At 33.9% G+C, this 18,693-nt stretch carries 18 protein-coding genes; 8 read left to right on the top strand and 10 right to left on the bottom strand.

The genetic code is table 11. From position 1 onward, the window contains the following. Positions 1 to 90: 90 nt before the first annotated feature. The 3 genes from AMQ68_RS01000 to AMQ68_RS00990 all read left to right on the top strand — a co-directional run bounded on the left by AMQ68_RS01000 (position 91) and on the right by AMQ68_RS00990 (position 1,867). Positions 91 to 654, top strand: coding sequence for a Crp/Fnr family transcriptional regulator (locus tag AMQ68_RS01000; RefSeq protein WP_054508777.1), 564 nt, complete (start codon positions 91 to 93; stop codon positions 652 to 654). Between the two features lie 135 nt (positions 655 to 789). Further along, positions 790 to 1,116 carry a multidrug efflux SMR transporter gene (locus AMQ68_RS00995; protein WP_054509970.1) on the top strand — a complete coding sequence of 109 codons (327 nt, stop codon included), beginning with the start codon at positions 790 to 792 and terminating at the stop codon, positions 1,114 to 1,116. Positions 1,117 to 1,156: 40 nt separating this feature from the next. Next, positions 1,157 to 1,867, top strand: a complete 711-nt coding sequence (locus tag AMQ68_RS00990) for a T9SS type A sorting domain-containing protein (protein WP_054508776.1) — start codon at positions 1,157 to 1,159, stop codon at positions 1,865 to 1,867. A 54-nt stretch (positions 1,868 to 1,921) separates the two neighbouring features. Here the strand turns inward: AMQ68_RS00990 and AMQ68_RS00985 are convergent, their stop codons facing one another. From AMQ68_RS00985 to gpmI, 5 genes are all read right to left on the bottom strand, one after another. Continuing rightward, on the bottom strand, positions 1,922 to 2,686 hold the full coding sequence (locus AMQ68_RS00985; protein WP_054508775.1) for a class I SAM-dependent methyltransferase: 765 nt from the start codon (positions 2,684 to 2,686) through the stop codon (positions 1,922 to 1,924). Beyond that, positions 2,686 to 3,495: a type I methionyl aminopeptidase gene (gene map, locus AMQ68_RS00980; protein ID WP_054508774.1), complete on the bottom strand. Its 810-nt coding sequence runs from the start codon at positions 3,493 to 3,495 to the stop codon at positions 2,686 to 2,688. Before map ends, AMQ68_RS00985 begins: the two co-directional genes overlap by 1 nt. A 104-nt stretch (positions 3,496 to 3,599) precedes the next feature. Continuing rightward, positions 3,600 to 4,031 carry a BT0820 family HAD-type phosphatase gene (locus AMQ68_RS00975; RefSeq protein WP_054508773.1) on the bottom strand — a complete coding sequence of 144 codons (432 nt, stop codon included), beginning with the start codon at positions 4,029 to 4,031 and terminating at the stop codon, positions 3,600 to 3,602. Positions 4,032 to 4,125: 94 nt separating this feature from the next. Then, positions 4,126 to 5,106: an acyl-ACP desaturase gene (locus AMQ68_RS00970; RefSeq protein WP_054508772.1), complete on the bottom strand. Its 981-nt coding sequence runs from the start codon at positions 5,104 to 5,106 to the stop codon at positions 4,126 to 4,128. Between the two features lie 147 nt (positions 5,107 to 5,253). Beyond that, positions 5,254 to 6,795, bottom strand: a complete 1,542-nt coding sequence (gpmI, locus tag AMQ68_RS00965; RefSeq protein ID WP_054508771.1) for a 2,3-bisphosphoglycerate-independent phosphoglycerate mutase — start codon at positions 6,793 to 6,795, stop codon at positions 5,254 to 5,256. 432 nt (positions 6,796 to 7,227) lie between these two features. Here gpmI and AMQ68_RS00960 point away from each other — a divergent pair, with 432 nt between their 5' ends. Continuing rightward, positions 7,228 to 7,551 carry a translation initiation factor gene (locus tag AMQ68_RS00960; protein WP_054508770.1) on the top strand — a complete coding sequence of 108 codons (324 nt, stop codon included), beginning with the start codon at positions 7,228 to 7,230 and terminating at the stop codon, positions 7,549 to 7,551. A 2-nt stretch (positions 7,552 to 7,553) separates the two neighbouring features. On the opposite strand, the gene AMQ68_RS00955 is transcribed toward AMQ68_RS00960, so the two are convergent. The 3 genes from AMQ68_RS00955 to AMQ68_RS00945 form a co-directional block, all read right to left on the bottom strand. Beyond that, positions 7,554 to 8,453, bottom strand: a complete 900-nt coding sequence (locus tag AMQ68_RS00955; protein ID WP_054508769.1) for a leucine-rich repeat domain-containing protein — start codon at positions 8,451 to 8,453, stop codon at positions 7,554 to 7,556. A 59-nt stretch (positions 8,454 to 8,512) separates the two neighbouring features. Then, positions 8,513 to 10,660, bottom strand: coding sequence for an alkaline phosphatase PhoX (locus AMQ68_RS00950; RefSeq protein ID WP_054508768.1), 2,148 nt, complete (start codon positions 10,658 to 10,660; stop codon positions 8,513 to 8,515). A 221-nt stretch (positions 10,661 to 10,881) separates the two neighbouring features. Beyond that, positions 10,882 to 12,714 carry a cytochrome-c peroxidase gene (locus AMQ68_RS00945; RefSeq protein WP_054508767.1) on the bottom strand — a complete coding sequence of 611 codons (1,833 nt, stop codon included), beginning with the start codon at positions 12,712 to 12,714 and terminating at the stop codon, positions 10,882 to 10,884. Positions 12,715 to 12,942: 228 nt separating this feature from the next. On the opposite strand from AMQ68_RS00945, the gene AMQ68_RS00940 reads away from it, so the two are divergent. Then, positions 12,943 to 13,398: a hypothetical protein gene (locus AMQ68_RS00940; RefSeq protein WP_054508766.1), complete on the top strand. Its 456-nt coding sequence runs from the start codon at positions 12,943 to 12,945 to the stop codon at positions 13,396 to 13,398. A gap of 8 nt (positions 13,399 to 13,406) precedes the next feature. After that, complete coding sequence (locus AMQ68_RS00935; RefSeq protein ID WP_054508765.1) at positions 13,407 to 14,261, top strand: nucleoside phosphorylase; 855 nt, start codon at positions 13,407 to 13,409, stop codon at positions 14,259 to 14,261. Between the two features lie 328 nt (positions 14,262 to 14,589). Here AMQ68_RS00935 and AMQ68_RS00930 read toward each other — a convergent pair whose 3' ends face one another. Beyond that, entirely contained in the window at positions 14,590 to 15,948 is a 1,359-nt protein-coding gene (locus AMQ68_RS00930) for a hypothetical protein (RefSeq protein ID WP_054508764.1), read from the bottom strand. A gap of 941 nt (positions 15,949 to 16,889) precedes the next feature. Here AMQ68_RS00930 and AMQ68_RS00925 point away from each other — a divergent pair. Continuing rightward, a complete protein-coding gene (locus AMQ68_RS00925; protein WP_054509969.1) occupies positions 16,890 to 17,189 on the top strand; it encodes a hypothetical protein in 300 nt (99 codons plus the stop codon). Between the two features lie 124 nt (positions 17,190 to 17,313). Next, complete coding sequence (locus tag AMQ68_RS00920) at positions 17,314 to 18,126, top strand: enoyl-ACP reductase (RefSeq protein WP_054508763.1); 813 nt, start codon at positions 17,314 to 17,316, stop codon at positions 18,124 to 18,126. A gap of 188 nt (positions 18,127 to 18,314) precedes the next feature. On the opposite strand, the gene AMQ68_RS00915 is transcribed toward AMQ68_RS00920, so the two are convergent. Further along, positions 18,315 to 18,692 carry a hypothetical protein gene (locus AMQ68_RS00915; RefSeq protein WP_054508762.1) on the bottom strand — a complete coding sequence of 126 codons (378 nt, stop codon included), beginning with the start codon at positions 18,690 to 18,692 and terminating at the stop codon, positions 18,315 to 18,317. Position 18,693: the final 1 nt, after the last annotated feature.

Genomic DNA, 18,693 nt, shown 5'->3' with positions numbered 1-18,693 from the left:
GTTAAAATTCAATATATTTTTAAAATAATTATATTTTTGATGAAAATATCCTTTTAAACCAATAATTTTGGTGTGTTACACTTCATTTTTATGAATATAGATATTATCCTTGACCAAATTTACCCTTTACCGGAAAGCTCTCGACTGAGTTTGAAAAAACATATTATCGAGATTTCACATCCGAAAAATTTTTGCCTGATGGAAGCTGATAAGATAATTCCCTATATCTTTTTTATAAAAAAAGGAATTGTTCGCGCCTACGCCTCTACTGCAGAAAATGACATTACTTTTTGGTTCGGAAGTGAAGGAGAAACTGTCATTTCAATGAAAAGCTACGTTGAAGACAAGCCTGGTTATGAAAATATTGAACTCCTTGAGGATTGTGAATTGTATAAACTTGAAACGGAAAGTTTAAGAAAATTATTCAACGAAGATATTCACATTGCGAATTGGGGGCGAAGGTTCGCAGAAAGAGAATTGGTAAAAACAGAAGAACTTATTATTTCGAGACAATTTAAAACAGCGTTGGAACGCTACAAAGATTTAATGCGGGATAAATCTGATCTTCTAAAAAGAGTTCAGTTAGGCTATATTGCTTCCTACTTAGGAATTACCCAAGTGAGCTTGAGTAGAATTCGGGCGGAAATTAAATGATAGATTTTGAGGATTTGAATGTCATAGAGTTTTAGTATGAATGGGTTTATTATTTAGTTTTACTTTCATTTTTTAACATTTGTAAAATTTTAAATGCTGATAAATGCAGAACTTTGCAGCAGAAAAATTAAAAAAATGAATTGGATTATCTTAATCATCGCAGGATTATTTGAAGTTGCTTTTGCATCTTGTTTGGGAAAAGTAAAAGAAACAACAGGAACCACCATGTACTATTGGTTTGCAGGTTTCTTGATTTCTTTAACGGTAAGTATGCTTCTATTGATTAAAGCAACTCAAACCTTACCCATAGGAACAGCCTATGCAGTGTGGACAGGAATTGGGGCGATAGGAACTGTATTAATGGGAATTTTCTTTTTTAAAGATCCTATAAGCTTTTGGAGAATATTTTTCATTGTAACCTTAGTAGGTTCTGTGATTGGATTGAAAGCGGTGTCTCACTAGGATTTTTTTTTTCATATCTTTGTGAAAAATTTTTAACCTTATGAAAAAAGCTTTATTCCTTTTATTAACAGGCGGTTTACTCGCTGCCCAAACTTCTGACTTACTTTCTAACAACTGGTATATTTCCAAGATGGTAACAAGTACAGGACAGACTACGAACACTCCTTTTATGGATAATACTGTTTCTCCTTCTACATTTAACTCGGCAGGAGGTACAAGTTATGTTTTTAATTCTAGATATTATAATACTTCTCTTATGGCTTTTGGAATTATGCCGGGCACTACAAACCTTATAAAAACCGCCAGTACATGTACATTGGCAGTTTATGATGGAGGAAATGCCATAGCCGCTAGAAATTATGATCAGAGAAACTGTAATATTTATGGTAATGGAGCATACTCATCAATTTATAGTTACCAGATAACAACGAATGGTAACGTAAAAACATTAGCTATTACAGATCCTTCAGGAAATAAAGTATACTATAATAATACATCTCAATTAAGTACTAAAGAAAGTGAAGTAGAAAAGAAATCTTTTATCGCCTATCCTAATCCGGTAAAGGATGTTTTAACCATTGAAAATCTTAATAAGAACCTTTCTATAAAAGTATATGATTTATCAGGAAAATTAGTTCTTGAAACAAAAAGCAACGATCAAAAAGTAAAAATTGAAACAAGCAGTTTACAGAAAGGGCAATATATTGTAGCTGTAGAAAATTATGCTCCGTATAAATTTACCAAAGAATAAATTTCTCAATCGATAAAAAGCAAAAACGTCTTCAAAATTTGAAGACGTTTTTTGTTATTTATATACTACAGGTAAGATCTCATTTTGTCTTAATCCGTACTTTTTAATTTCTTCTTCTGTAAATTGTCGAGAATAGAAATTAGGTTCTGTTTTAAAACCTGCTTTTCTCAAACGGTCAAAATAATCCATTCCGTACCAACGGACGTGATCATATTGTCCAAAATGTTTTTGACGCTCTTTCGGGTCTTTAATCGTGAAATCTTCGTAGGTTTTCTCCAATGAATTTCTCATCGGAACCTGAAAAATTCCCCATCCACCCGGTTTCATTACTCTATATAGTTCACTGATGGCTTTTGCATCGTCTTCAATATGTTCCAATACATGATTACAAAAAACAATATCAAAACTTTCATCAGGGAAAGGAAGATCCAGAATATCAGCTTTTACATCTACAATTGGAGAGAATAAATCGGCTGAAATGTAATCCAGATTTCTCATTCTTTTGAATTTTCTTAAAAATTCCTGCTCTGGAGCAATATGTAAAACTTTAGCGTTTTTAATAAAAAAATCAGTTTCATTTTGAAGATACAGCCACATCTGGCGGTGTCTTTCTAAACTTAACGTTCCCGGAGAAAGAGCATTTTCTCTCTGATTTCCATAGCCGTAAGGAAGAAACTTTCGGTAAGATCTTCCGTCGATAGGATCATAGAAATTTTCTCCTTTAAAAAACTGATAAATAAGAGGTCTTGCCCAGATACTCATCTTAATAAGCATCGGACGCGGAATTTTATTTAATAAAAGCTTCGTTACTTTTTTCATTAAAAATCCATTTGGAAAGGCTCCTCTTCATTACTTACGATTCCTAAAGCCTCGTAAACATATTTGAAAGTAGAAAGCAATACCGGCTTCCCATTGATTACCGCAACATCATGTTCGAAATGAGCAGAAGGCAAGTTATCTAAAGTAGTAACCGTCCATCCATCATTATGGAATTTTACTTTCTCTGTTCCAAGGTTGATCATAGGCTCAATAGCAATGGCTAAACCGTCTTTGATCACCTTACCACTTCCTTGTTTTCCGTAGTTAGGAACCTGAGGATCTTCATGCATTTTTCTTCCTAATCCATGACCTACCAGTTCTTTTACCACTCCATATCCTTCTTTTTCACAATGAGCCTGAATAGCGTGAGAAATATCTCCGATTCTTTTTCCTCTTACACATTGCGCGATCCCTTTGTATAAAGATTCTTTGGCAACTTTCAAAAGTTTTTTAACTTCCGGCTTTACTTCTCCGATTTCAAAAGTATAGGCATGGTCTCCAACGAAACCATTCAAAATAGCTCCACAATCCACAGAAAGTACGTCGCCTTCTTTCACAATATCATTGTTTGGAAAACCGTGTACTACCTGATCGTTTGGAGAAATACATAAAGAATTTGGAAAACCTCCATATCCTAAAAATGCAGGTTCAGCGCCATGATCTTTAATAAAATCATGTGCTAATTTATCTAAATATAAAGTGGTGATCCCAGGTTTGATCTCTTTCGCCAACATTCCTAATGTTCTGGAAACCAACTGAGCACTTTCTCTCATAAGACGAAGTTCGTCTATTGTTTTTAATTGAATCATTGTTTAATTTATACATGTAACAATATAACAGTGTATCAGTGCAACAATATTTGTTTATCCTGATTGGTAGATTGTTATATTGATAAATTGTTACATTATTTATTCTACCAGAATAAACCTTTTTTCTTTTCTTTTTTAAGCTTAGAATACGCTAAGACTTCTTTTCCTTCCACACGGAATTCTATTCTTTCATTAATGATATTATAGATTTCGCCCCAACCTGGGAATCCACCTAAATTTCTATCATCAATAAACCAATCGGCATCCAGTTTTCTTGATTGTGCTTGAGGATCAAAGACTTCTCCTTCAAAACTTGAATTTACTGCATAGAATTCAATTCCGTTGTTTTTGCAGAATTCTACAGCTTCATCCAGTGTTTTTCCGTGTCTGTATGTCCAAAGGATTAATCTGAATCCTTGACCTTGTAATTTTTTTAATGTTTCGAAAGCGAAAATTTTCGCCTTACCAATTGCCGGATATGCATCATCTACGATAGTTCCATCAAAGTCTACAGCAATTTTTTTATTGTTCATCATGTTCCCTTATGATTTAGAAGTGCAAAGATAAGAAATAAAAAGAGTGCCAAAAACATTGAGCACTCTTACTTTATAATTTAATGATAATATGGAACTAACTTTTTACCCAGCTAAACTGAAATTGCAGATCCGGAGTAGAAACTCTGTCTGTAATTTTCTGTAACCTTCCCGGTAATTTCATTAGATATTCCTGAGCTTTTTCTGCCTTTTCGTTAAGACCTTTTACGTGCTCAATCTTCCATTCATCCAATAAGTCTTTCATAATATTGATGTAATCCTGACCCGTATACACCATACATCTTTGTGCAGCATCTGAGAAATGCCCCCAAAGTTCACCCGCTTTCTGACCAGATTGTCTCATCAAATGCGCAGGCATTACAATTTTCTTACGCATCATATCTTCAAATGCCAAGATCATTTCTGATGGATCCAGTTCAAGAATTTTTGCAACGAAATGTTTGTAAGCTTTAGCGTGTCTCGCTTCATCTGCAGCAATTACCCCACACATTTTAGCTAATTTTCCGTTTCCAGACTGCTTTGCTAATGTTCCTACTCTTCTGTGAGAAATATTGGTTGCTGTTTCCTGAAAACTTGTATAAATAAAGTTTCTGTAAGGATCCATGCTTGTACCGATATCGAAACCGTCACTGATCAAATATTGAGTTGTGATCTCGACTTGTCTCATGTTTACTCTACCGCACAGGTAAAGATATTTATTTAGTAAATCTCCGTGTCTGTTTTCTTCACCAGTCCAAGATCTGATCCAGTTTGCCCAACCTACTTTGTTTTCCTCCTGATTGATTCCTTCTACCCCCATTAACCAAGATTCATAAGAAGGAAGAGCTTCCTCAGTAATACAATCTCCGATTAATGTAACAAAAAGATCATAAGGCATCTCGCGAGCAAAAGTCTGAATTTCCTCTAAATCGTGTTTGAAATCTGCACTTGAAGGGTCCGGAAGGTAATCTGAGGGTTGCCAAATTTTTTCAATTGGAGTCAAAAATTTATCCAGAAAAGAACCTACTTCCTTTTCCAAAATTCCCATTACTTCTCTCCTTACAAGCTTCTGATACATTTTTACTATTTAAATTTTAATTTGCAAAGATATGATTTATTTATTATTTGGCGCATAATACTATATGTGACTCATAACATCTGATAAAAATCATAAAAAATACCGTCACATAAATATAACGGTATTTTTTTAACTTTATTATTGATTTTAACTAATTAAAATATCTCCAGTCATGATTTCAGGGATTTCTACTCCCATAGCGGTAAGAATAGTTGGTGCCACATCTCCTAGTTTTCCAGGTTTTAGGTTCCAAGTATGTTCTTTATCCATTACAATGAATGGCACTAAGTTCGTTGAGTGCTGTGTATTTGGAGTTCCATCCGGATTGATCATTACATCTGAATTTCCATGATCTGCCAAAATGAAAACAGCATATCCGTTTTCATAAGCTGCCGTTGCTACCTTCTCAATACATTTATCCACCGTCTCAGCTGCTTTTACTGCCGCTTCGAAAACTCCTGTATGCCCCACCATATCGGTATTGGCAAAATTTAAACAGATGAAATCAGCCGTGCCATTTTCCAATTCAGGAACAATCGCATTCGTGATATCATACGCTGACATTTCCGGCTTTAGATCATACGTAGGAACATCTTTCGGACTTGGACAAAGCAATCTTCTTTCTCCCACAAATTCCTCTTCTCTCCCTCCTGAAAAGAAGAACGTAACGTGAGGGTATTTCTCTGTTTCCGCAATTCTGATCTGTGTTTTATGATTTCTTTCTAACACCTCTCCCATCGTGTCCTGAAGAACATTTTCATCAAAGACAACATGTACATTTTGGTAGGTTTTATCATAATTGGTCAATGTTACATAATAAAGATCCAACTTACGCATAGAATAATCCGGATAGTCTTGCTGAGAAAGTACTTCTGTAATCTCACGACCTCTGTCTGTACGGAAATTGAAAGAAATTACCACATCATTATCTGTAATTTTGGCAACAGGAACCACATTTCCGGTTTCTGTAGTATGCACCATAATGATTGGCTTTAAGAATTCATCTGTAACGCTATTATCATAAGAATCTTTGATTGAAGCTAAAGCATCCGTTGATTGTAAACCAACACCATTCACCATTGCATCATAAGCCAATTTTACACGCTCCCATCTTTTATCTCTGTCCATTGCGTAGTATCTTCCCACTACGGTAGCAATTTTTCCGGTGGTAGCATCCATATGCTTTTGAAGCTCATCAATAAAACCAAATCCTGAATGCGGGTCGCAGTCTCTACCATCGGTAAAAGCATGAACAAAAACATTATCATGCAATCCAAACTCCTGAGCTGCAGTTAAAAATCCTTTTAAGTGATTGATATGTGAATGTACTCCTCCATTAGAAACCAATCCGATAAAGTGTACTTTTTTATTTTCTCTTTTAGCATATTCAAATGCCTCCTGAATGACTTTCTCCTGACCTAATGTTCCGTTTTCCACCGCCATATTCAGTTTAACAAGATTTTGGTAAACCACTCTTCCTGCTCCCAAATTCATGTGTCCCACTTCAGAATTCCCCATCTGACCGAAAGGAAGTCCTACTGCTAAACCACTCGCTTCGAGCGTTGTGTGCGGGAATTTTGTATAACAACTATCTATAAATGGTGTGTTTGCTTTATCTAATGCTGAAACATCCGGATTCAGACCTAATCCCCATCCGTCAAGGATCGCTAATATTGCTTTTTTTGACATTATTTTATAACTTTTATATTACAAATTTATCTATTTTAGAATGAATTTAAGAATTTGAAAGACTTAAATTTTTATTAAAAGATTTTGTTTATTCTGTAGCTGATTTTTAAATTTAAAATATAATCTATGTGAAATATTTTAAACACAAATTACGCAAATGTTTTACACAAACTTTCACTAATGTTAGGATTGAGTTTTGATTTTTTTCTCTCGCTGATTTTGCAGATTGCGCTGATTTTTTTTAAATTTTAAAACATACCATCTTTACCAATCCGTGGAAATTAGTTTAAACACAAATTTCTACGAATATTTGGATTGAGTTTTGTTTTCTCCCGTTGATTACACAGATTTACGCAGATGATTGCGTGTATTTTTTAATTCAATCTTTTTATTTACCTGCTTTGGAATAAAAATAATTATTAATTTTGCGCTATGGATTTACGAGATCAATTGAAGAACCTTTTTCCTACTCATGAAGAGCAGGATTTTGAGATGCCCGAAGAACAATTTAAGCAAAAAGAGCCTTTGGTATGTAAGTTTGAGAAAAAAGGACGAAATGGAAAACCTGTAACAATTGTTGAAGGTTGGGAAGGAAATGAAGAAGATTTAAAGAAAATCTCAAAAAAAATAAAAACCACACTGGGAATAGGTGGTTCTGAAAAGGATGGAACGATCATCATTCAAGGGGATAATCGTGATAAAATAATGGATATCCTTAAAGGAATGGGCTATAAAACCAAAAGAGTTGGCGGATAAGTTTAGAAATAAATCTGCGCCTGAGGAAGTAAGGTTTTTAACTCCTCAATTTTATTTTTTGTCATTGGATTTCCTGTTAGAATCAATGTTTTAAGATTTTTCAAATATTTAATTTCTGTTGGAAGGTCTTTTAAATTATTGTTTGCTAAATTCATACTTACCACATTCTTTAAGCCTTTTATTTTAGGAGAAATTTCTTTTATATTATTATTGCTTACGTTCAGAAATTCCAATTTTTTTGAATGAAATAAATTTTCAGGAAGCTTGGCAATGGCGTTTTGCTGTAATTCTAAATATTTAATGTCTTTTGGGAATTTTAGATTCCCTAAATCGTTGATCTGATTTTCTGAAAGGTTTAGAAACTTTAAATTTTTAATCTGATCTAAATCATCAGCAATAAAACTGATCTGATTTCCCTGTAAATTAATCTCTTCTAACGTTGGAATCTTCATTAATACTTCAGGAAAGACATTTAAACTGTTAGCATCCAAGTGGATTACTTTCAGGTTTTGAAGTTTTGCCAGGTTTGGATTAATGCTTGTCAAGCTATTAAGATTAATAGAAAAAGAAGTCAATTTTACTAAATTACCGATTTCATCCGGAATGAATTTAATGCTGTTTTCATTGACATTTAATATCTCCAATTCTTTTAATGAAAATATTTCGTCATCCATTTTTTCTAATTTGTTTCCCATGATATTCAGGAAAAATATCGCATTGAATTTTTTAATATCAGGAGGAAGATTAAATAATCCTTTACCTCTGAAACTCATACTGTAGACCGTTTTACCGCTTTTCAACGCCTCATCAACATTGGTATACGTAGGATATTTCACAGGATCAATCTGGGCTTTTGCCTGAGAAAGCGATATCATAGAAATAAGAACGAAAAGTTTTTTCATATAAAAAGATAAAAAGCCACCGATAATAAATTACCGGCAGCCAAAAAAATTATTAATAACTATTTTTTTAGAAGTTTCACTGTTTTCTGGAAACCTTCTGCTTCAATGTTCAAGATCAATGCTCTTGAAACTTCAAGTTGTGAAGTGAAATCAAGATCTAATGATTTGTTTGAACCTGTAAATTTCTTTGTGAAGACAATTTTACCGTCCATGCTATATGCTGTTACAGAAATATCTTTCAACCCTTTTACAGAATTGATTTTCACCATACCTGAAGTTGGGTTTGGAGCAACGGTTACTGTATTTTCTGCAACGTGCTCAATTGTTCCTAAAGAACCTGTTGTCCCTAAATTATCTTTAAGAGCCACTACGATCGTTGCTGATTTCCCTCTGTAATCAATTGTATTTCCTGTTGCATCTACATCCGTTAGAATCGTAGAATCCGGGTGTTGAATAGAGAAGAATCCAAATTTATGATCCGGTGTAAAAGTAAGACCTGTAGGTTCTGATCCTGCCGGCATAGAAGCAAATAATTTCACTTTTGGATTAGCCTGTGTGTGATCTGGAGCAATTACCCAAATGTAATTTTTACCACCATCCTGCAATACCCAAAGATTTCCTAATTCATCGAAAGTAAGATTATCATTACCATCTCCCCAAGCTTCAGATTTCGTTCCTTGCGCTGTTGTGAAAGAATATACAGTAGAAAGTCCTCCTACGAAAGTTTCTACCTGGGAAGCGGTAGTTCCATTATCTTGTAAACGATATACTTTGTTTAATCCTTTTGCCGTAAAATATACTTTCCCGTCTAATGGACTGATATCTACATCTTCTATTCCATTAAATCTTGTTCCGCCTAATGACTGAGCAAGTGTAGCTGTATTATTTTGATCTGCTTTTTCTTTGTTAGGAACCTGAATCCAAGTTGCAGTAGTTCCTACAGGATCACCTCCTGTGCTTAATCCCTGATCTAATTTCAACACATATAAGTTCCCTGAAGAAAGGTTGTTTGGTGTATCCATGATGTATTTATACACCATGTGCGTTCCGCCATCTTCTCCGTAATAAGCAATTGTTCCTGCGTTATTAATCACCACGTTTTCATGGTTCATAATACCCATTTGCCATAGTTTTCCTTTAGATCCGTCTGCATTTTTAGAAATGACCTGAGCTGTTGCAGGGTCAATTTCTACCAACCATCCGTAGTCTTTCATTCCGTCCCCATTCGTGTCATTTGATGTTACAGATTCTTCAGCAGTAACCACCGTTCCCCAAGGAGTAACCCCTCCAGAACAGTTTCTGATTGTCTGTACCAAACTTGGTGCTGAGAAACTTACCGCTCTTGATCTTGTTAATTGCCAAAGCTTTGTTGAAGCATTATAATTAATTTCCGCCATGGTCACCCCACCCGGATTTGTTTCGTGATTTACAGAAAGGTAACCGTTGGTGCTGCTTGCATTTTTAGCAACATACGCCGTAAAGTCATTTTGACCGCCAACTAATCCGCCTCCTTCTGTGTAATTATCTCCTTCTTTTAAAACAAGTTGATATTTATGCTCTGTAGGAATGATTAATTTCCCAGTTTGCCCTGTTGGAACAATAGAAGTAAAGCAACTGATGTGCATTGAATTACAAGCCGAAGGATTTGTTACTGGACCTGTTGTTTTAAGATAAGCATCAATTCTTAGATCTGAACTTGCCGCACCTCTGTTGTGCAATTCGATAGAAATTCTGTTGTTTCCGTTAACGAATTTTGATTTTGGAATTGAGAAAATATTATACACACTTTCTGCAGCGCCGTCTATTGTAGTGCTAGACCATGTGTTGAAATCAATTACCCCAGCAGGCATATTGTCTCTTACCACTTCTTCCCCGTTCAAATAAACCACGATACCATCATCTCTCATCACACCTAATTCCATTGTGTCACTTAAGTCAGATAAGTTGACATTGAAATCTTTAGCGAAATATGCCGTGATAAGACCTGAATTGATAGTTGTTGTAACAGGATCTCCATAACCAAGAGGACCTGCTCCTACCGTCCAAGTTGAAATGTCGAAAGTTTTATCTTTCCATTGAGCAACCTGTGCCTGATTGTTGTCTTTGTAGCTCCATGATGAATTTTTGTTGAATACAAAAGTTTGTGCCTGAAATACAGAACTTGTCATTAATCCAAGTGCTGCAATTGTTAGTAGTTTTTTCTTCATTTTAATTTTGATTTATTAGACCTTGCAAAACTATTTTTTAATCACGAAGCCTCTATTAATAGGACTTTAAATAAATCTTGCTGAATATTAATAAATCAGGAACCTAATGTTAATTAGATTAATTTTATGTTAAATTAAAAAAATATTAAAAAGTGAATGAGTGGATAAGGAACTGCAATTGTTAACTTTTACATTCTTTAAACCACCCTTTCACAAATATTTTATTTTTTTGTTTGACTTATATCAGTCAATGTATTTAGGAAAGCAATAACTTGCTTAATTTCGGTTTTAGTAAGGTTTAATTTATCTGCAGGCAATGTTTGGTTTTTCATTTTCAACCCTGCACCTTCACCGCCGCCTTCGTTATAGAAATCCATCACTTCTTCCAATGTATTGAAAGCTCCATTATGGAAATACGGTTTTGTAAGCGCAATATTTCTGACGGTAACGGTTTTAAATGAATTCTCATAGATCCAGGAATTTTCTTTTTTCACAGGACTGTTTACTCTTCCTTTATCTGTATCTAGTTCTATCGGAAGCTGATTCAAAGGCTTTTTGGTCACGCCCAATACCTCAGATTCATTTTCATTAAAGAATGGCGGAACCAAGCCTGAAAAATGTGGAGCGAAATGGCAAGTCGCACAATTTGCCTTTCCCATGAAGAGATTGTAGCCTTTTTTAGCATCATCAGAAATTTCTTTTTCATTTCTCATGAATTTATCGAAATCACTTTCGAAAGAATACAAAGAAGCCACGTAAGAACTTAATGCCTTCGAAAAATTCTCTTTGCTTATTTCTCCATTTTTAAAAGCTGCACGGAACGCTTTCTTATATTCAGGCTTTGTTTTTAATTTTTTAATGATGCTTTCATAGCTTGTATTGAATTCATCTTCATTGTAAATTACGTGTTCCGCCTGTTGCTCCAGATAAAAAGCTCTTAAATCGTAGAAAAACCTTTTGGCAAAAACTGCATTATATAAAGAAGGTGAATTTCTCAGTACCGTTTTTCCTTCCACATTACTTTGAGATTTCGTTTTTAAATCTGTAAAAGCATTTTCAGGCAAATGGCACGTTGCACAGCTCATTTTGTTGTTCTCACTTAAGTTTTGATCATAGAAGATCTCTTTTCCTAATGTTCTCAAATCAGGATTATCTTCGGAAGATTTCAACAGAGTGTAGAAATAAGGATCAAGGAAATCACTTGCAAAAAGATTTTTACTTTTCACATTCCAACCCGAAAACTCTTTCAGATCATCTGAATTCCCATCCCAATTTCCAAATTCTTCATACAGCGGCTGAATATATTTTTTATAGAATTCTATTCTGTCAAAAGTTTCAAAATCTTTATTTTTTGAAAGATAATCAATGCTTTCCGTTAAAATCCCATTGGCTTTTTGAACAGAATAGTTTTTGAAGTAAACATCATTATTGATGTATTTCTTCATTCCCAACAAGGCATGGCTTGCTTCTTCAGAAATATTTAATGAACCCGGAGTATCAAAACCCGTTACGCCTAATGTATAAATCCTGATCAATTCAATTCGCAAAGGCAAAGTTTTATTATTTCCTTTGCTCAACCCATTTTTCACAGAACTTAAATAGAAACTAGCATAACTGTTATACAAGAAATTAGTGATTGTTTTTATTTCCTCTTTTTGTTCCGCGGCTTCATCAGAAAATATTAATTCATCCAAAACCTGCAATCCTTCCGGAGGCAACGTGTACGCCGAGGTTCCCGCTGCCTCAATATGAAATAAAGGCGCTGCATTCAAATGAGTTTTAGAAAATTCCGGATAATGATAAGCAATGTAAAACTCAACTTCTTTGTAAGAATTTCGGGTATTACTCAATGATTTTCGTAAATCCTCAAGAGATATTTTATCCTCAGAAAATTGATGTACATCTAATTTTAGCTGCTCAAGTCTGCTTTTAAAATCAGTTAACCCTTTATTAACAACGGTATTTTCATTTTCTATACCTGTATCAGTAGGATTAAATGACATTATTGCAAAACCCATCAACAAAATGATGATAACTAACGGATAAGATCTCATTAAATTTTTAACGGCAAAGCTATCATTCGTAGGTTATCTTAACTTTAATTCAGGATTAAATAATGTTTATATTTTACTTCAAAGAATTTTTATTAATTTTAAACCCCGAAATCAAATTCATCATACTCAAAAACGGTCGCTACTTTCTAAGACCCGTTTTAAAATAATGAAGAAAGGATATTGGGGAGGATTTTAAAGATTTACAACAAATCAAAATTAAATATTAAAATGAGAACAAAATTACTACTGACTTTTGTGGCAGGACTTTTTTCGTTGGCTGCTTTTGCTCAAAAACTGGGACAGGAAAAGGCTGTTTACGCAGAAAAGAAGGGTAATGATTATTATCTGTTTCGCCTCGCACAAGACCAACCTGTTCCTAAAGTTTATCTGTATTCCAACGGAGAAACCCAACCTTACAAAAGCTACAAAACATTAAAAGATGTTGCCGTAGATTTTCCGGGAATCAATACCTATCATCAATCTACAAAAGAAGAATTAATTTCTATTCTCAACAAAGACAATCATTTGTATGAGATCTCGTCTCAAAAAAAAGACGAAAAGAAAACCGTTATCGTTTACGAAATTTCTAACGGGCAGAGAAAGATGGTAAAAGAATATCCTTCTATTAACGAACTCGAAGCATCTCCTTATAAAGGTGCTATTTTCATTGATCAAAAAAAATAAATCATATTATGCTAAACAAACTTGCTGCCTCAGAATTGGTTCTGAATGAAGACGGAAGTGTGTACCACTTAAACCTTTTACCCGAAGATATTGCCGATAAACTGATCCTTGTAGGAGATCCGGACAGAGTACCAAAAGTGTCTCAATATTTTGATAAAGTAGAGGTTAAAAAGAACAAAAGAGAATTCTATACCCACACAGGAACGTTGCGTGGCGAAAGAATTTCTGTTATGTCAACAGGAATCGGTACAGAAAACATCGATATTGTAATGAACGAGCTTGATGCTTTGGTGAATATCGATCTAAAAGAAAAAGAATTTAAAAAAGAACACAAGTCTCTTCAGTTGTTCCGTATGGGAACTTGTGGAAGTGTAAATCCTGACGTACAGGTTGACAATATGCTGGTTACCCAAAATGTTGTTGGATTGGACGGATTAATGCATTTCTACCAAGATTATGAGTTTGAAAATGATTTCTCAAGAAACTTTATGGAGAAATTCCCGTATGCGAAGATCAAACCGATGCTTTATTTTGCAGACTGGTCAGAAGAATTAGGAGAACTATATAAAGATGCCAAATACCACGGAAATACGGCTACTTTCCCAGGATTCTATGCTCCACAGGGAAGACAGCTTCGTTTAAAAGCTTTGGATGACAAATTCCTGGAAACTTTAAATGAGCTAGGCGTTACCAATTTCGAAATGGAAACTTCTGCAATCTATGCACTTTCAAAACTATTAGGACACAAAGCCATTACCGTAAATAATGTAATTGCCAACAGAAGACGTGGAGAATTCTCTGCAGATCATCATGCTTCTGAAAAGAACCTTATTACTTGGGTTCTTGATAGAATTATTAAGTAATTTTCAAATAGATACAAAGAAAGGATTTCAATATTGAGATCCTTTCTTGTTTTTTTATGGGCAATTCTTTTCGTAATTAAAGAATAGGTTGAAAGTTTTTTCAACGCAAAGATTTATTTCACTACTGTATATTTAAGGGTGCAAAGAATTGAATCAATATAATTGATTCTTACGAAGCGTTCTTCATCAGCGACTTTGTCATATTTCTTTATATCTTAAAAATTACGTCTTAGCAATTTTCCATCCCTACGAGATAAAAAAGAGACTTCAAAAATTAATTCGAAGTCTCCACATTCATATATTTAATAGTATTCAAAAATCAAATGTATTAAAACTCATTAATCGTTACATAAAAATGAGCAGAATTAAGACTTGCTGCATTCCCTGAAATATTATTTAAAGCAATCGTAATGTTTGAAGTGGATGTTAATCTTGGATTTAAAATTCCAAAATCAGAAACTCCTGCAAAATCTCCAGCCGGAGACACGACAACAGATGCTTTTGTTGAAGTTGGTTGATATGCTGCCGGAATTGTAAAACTCAAACTTGTTGTTTTTCCGGAAGCTAAATTGTTGATAGAAACTGATGGCCAAATCTCAAAAGTAATCTGATTCTTTTGTACGCTTCCCTTTTCTCCCAATTTATATTGTCCGTTCACATCAATCTTCGTTGTATTATTTGGAGAACTCGTACCAATTCCTACAGAAGCGTTATTATTCCCAAGAACAATCGCATTAGGTTGTGTTGTAGAAGCACCATATCCTACAGCTGTTGAAAATTGGCCCGTTGCCGAAGCTCCAGAGCCCAACGCTGTTGAATTTTGATTATTGGTCTGAGAATTAATTCCCAACGCCGTTTCCCCATTAGAAGTTGTTTTTGCATTATATCCTAGCGCAATAGATTGAAAACCTGCTGCTGTAGAGTTTTTCCCAATTGCTGTTGCCTCATTGGTTGTTGTTTTTGCACCATATCCTATTGCCGTTGACTGGAAACCATTAGCCTCAGCATTATTTCCTACCGCGGTTGCTTCATTTACTGTCACTTTCGCATTAAATCCTAACGCTGTTGATTGGTATCCTGATATTTGTGTATTGGCTCCTATCGCCACAGATTCATTAGCTGATACAGAAGCGTTTGTTCCAATAGCAATTCCCTGATATGAACCACTTGAGTTTCCTATTGCGATTCCGTTTTGAGCTGCACTAGCCGATACTCCTAAACTTATAGAGTTATTAGTTCCCAATCTTCCTATCGTAGAACCATTTACTTTAAATACCAAATCATCCAATGTAGATGTTCCTAAAGATAAAGGCGTATTGGATGATGAATAATTACCTGCATTTGATCCTGTGGTATTCCATCCTGAAGAACCTCCGGTAATTCCATTATTAGAACCAGATCCACTAGATATTAAGTTCCATTGATTGTTATTCCAAAAGTAAAACCCTGTTGCAGCCAAACTCCCAGATCCGTTATTCCAAACCAATAATCCGGTTGCCGGAGATGAAATAGTAGTAGCGTCTGTTAATGAGCTTAGAGAGATGCTTGGAATAAGTAATCCTTTATTTTTAGAGTTAATTTCTAACATTGCGGAGGCATTCGGAGCAGAGGTACCTATCCCAACTTGGGCGTAAGCGAAGCTATGAAAGACTAAAAATAGTCCAACAGCTGTAATAAAATTTTTCACGAAGGTATATTTGTTTATTAAATGCTAATTTTCGATTGCAAATATACGATATTTTCAATAAAACATAAAATATTTTACATTTTTCGCAATAACAACACCCTGTAGTGATTAATAGATATCTTTATCACCGTTTAATGAGAAAAACATACTCTAAACACCTCTCATAGATCCTTTATCCATAGGCATTAAAGAAAAAAAATAAGTAAAAAACAATTTTAATATTATTTAATAATTAAATAAATAACACAAAATCGTGAATAAAATTAAATTATTCACAATTCAATGAAACAGTTTTTGATTCAATAATTGCTAATTTCTATTCTTATCTTGTAGTCTAAAGCATCTGTAAATAGGATGGTTTAAAGCATTATATTTTTAAGATTTTGAATAAAGTAATTGGAAATTTGATCGTTATAAAGGAGTAAAATAAATTTTAAGAGTATTCGGAATCATTTTCGTTCTTATAAAACTTTAATATCAAATTTGAAAAACATTCTATATTTTAAGGAATTTCAGCGTTTTGAATGGTTACTAAAACTTTATATTATTCTTATAATTATAGAATTCATCATTGTTTTTTCATTTTTAAAGATAAAAAACTTTATATTTTTCATCATTAAATTAATCGACAGACTGTTTAAAATTTCGCATAATTATTGACGCCTCCTACTCTATTAATTCAACTTAAAAACTTTCAAAAAATCAACTATTTTCTATCATGCTCGTTTTTTCATCTTATTATTTTGATGTTTTATCTCTAAATCATCCTACTTCCAATGTACTAAAATACTATTGAGTAACCTGTTAGTCTCCATTAAAAAACAGATTCTGAAAATTTTTAAATGAAAATAAAAATATTATGAAAATTTTAACAAACACCTCGAACTTTAGGAATGGTTATTGTTTATTTATTAGTCAACACGCAAAAAATATTGAACATTATGAATAATTCAGATTACAACAAAGCGGAAAACGCAGTAGACAACACACAGAACTCTTTAGAGAATGCGGCTGAAAAAGCAAAATGGAAAGTTAATGAATTAGCAGATAAAGCTAAGGATTATATCAATGAAAAAAGAGCGAACGATGAGGAAGCAAGCCATGAAGATTGGTTGGATAAAGTAAAAGCAAATGCTTCTGATGCTTGGGATAGCGTTAAAGATCATGCAAGTGATGCTTGGGAGAAAACCAAAGATGCCGCAGAAGATGTAAAGGCAGAATGGAACAAGAAAACCAATTAAAAATTTCAGTTATTTAAATATTTTCAAGAAAAACGGAGCCTTTTTACAAAGGCTCCGTTTTTTTATTATGCTCTAAACACAAATTATTGCTACATTTGTATATATTAATAAACATTAAAAAATTATGTCATACGGTTTACTTAAAGGCAAAAAGGGAATTATTTTTGGAGCCCTTAATGAACAATCTATTGCATGGAAAGTTGCAGAAAGATGTCATGAAGAAGGTGCTGAATTTATACTATCAAACGCTCCGATTGCTTTGAGAATGGGAGAACTTAATGGTTTAGCAGAAAAAACAGGTTCTGAAGTTATAGGGGCAGATGCTACTTCTACAGAAGATCTTGGAAAACTTTTTGATGCTGCAATCGCAAAATTCGGGAAAATAGATTTTATCCTCCACTCTATAGGAATGTCCGTAAATGTAAGAAAAGGGAAACATTATACAGAAATGAATTACGACTGGACTGAAAAAGGTTGGGATATCTCAGCAGTTTCTTTCCATAAAGTAATGCGTACGGCATGGGAAAAAGACTGTATGAATGAATGGGGAAGTATTTTAGCCCTTTCATACATTGCAGCTCAGAGAACATTCCCTGACTATAATGATATGTCTGATAACAAAGCATACCTAGAAAGTATTGCAAGAACTTTCGGATACTACTGGGGCGACAGAAAAGTACGTGTAAACACGGTTTCTCAGTCTCCTACGGTTACTACTGCAGGAAGCGGTGTAAAAGGTTTCGGAGGTTTCTTAGGATATGCTGAAGATATGTCTCCACTAGGAAATGCATCAGCTCTTGAGTGTGCAGACTACTGTGTAACTCTATTCTCTGATCTTACTAAAAAAGTAACGATGCAGAATCTATTCCATGATGGTGGTTTCAGTAATACTGGAGTTTCTCAGAAGGTTATTCAAAAATATGATCTTGAAGAATAAAATATTGATCGGTTTGTAAATAATCTTCATTGATTATTGACTCACATTATATTAAACCCCCAAAGCGAGTTGTTTTGCTTTGGGGGTTTTAATTTTTTATACCATTAAAAAATGATTGATCTCATTTCCGAAAAGCTATCCCGTTCTTTATTTTGCAGTTTATATGCAAAAATGATATCAGCATGGGCTTATTCAGATATATAAAGCCCACATAGACTATCACTTGTATATACAGTACCTTCTGTGAGAGGTTTTACATCAACATCTTCTACATTAAATCCAAACTTTTGAAAATCATCATCATTAAAATACGCATCTATTGGATCAATTTTCAAGGGGTATTTTTGTCCGACCATTATTTTATTCTTTAGTTTTAATGTACAATTCTTTTCAGATAAGACTAGTTCCCGAATGTTGCTGTTTCTAATCTGTATTAAATACATATTTTTAGTACTATCGATTTTCAATATTTCATATGTGTTACTAGGATCAATGTTTCTAACATGAAATTTATAAAATGAACAGCTTATTACCAGGATAAAGGATACAAATAATATAATTTTCATT

The sequence above is a fragment of the Chryseobacterium sp. ERMR1:04 genome, assembly GCF_001297705.1.
GTDB lineage: Bacteria > Bacteroidota > Bacteroidia > Flavobacteriales > Weeksellaceae > Chryseobacterium.
The sequence above is the reverse complement of the archived record's forward strand: the minus strand, read 5'-3'. Positions and strand labels throughout refer to the sequence as shown.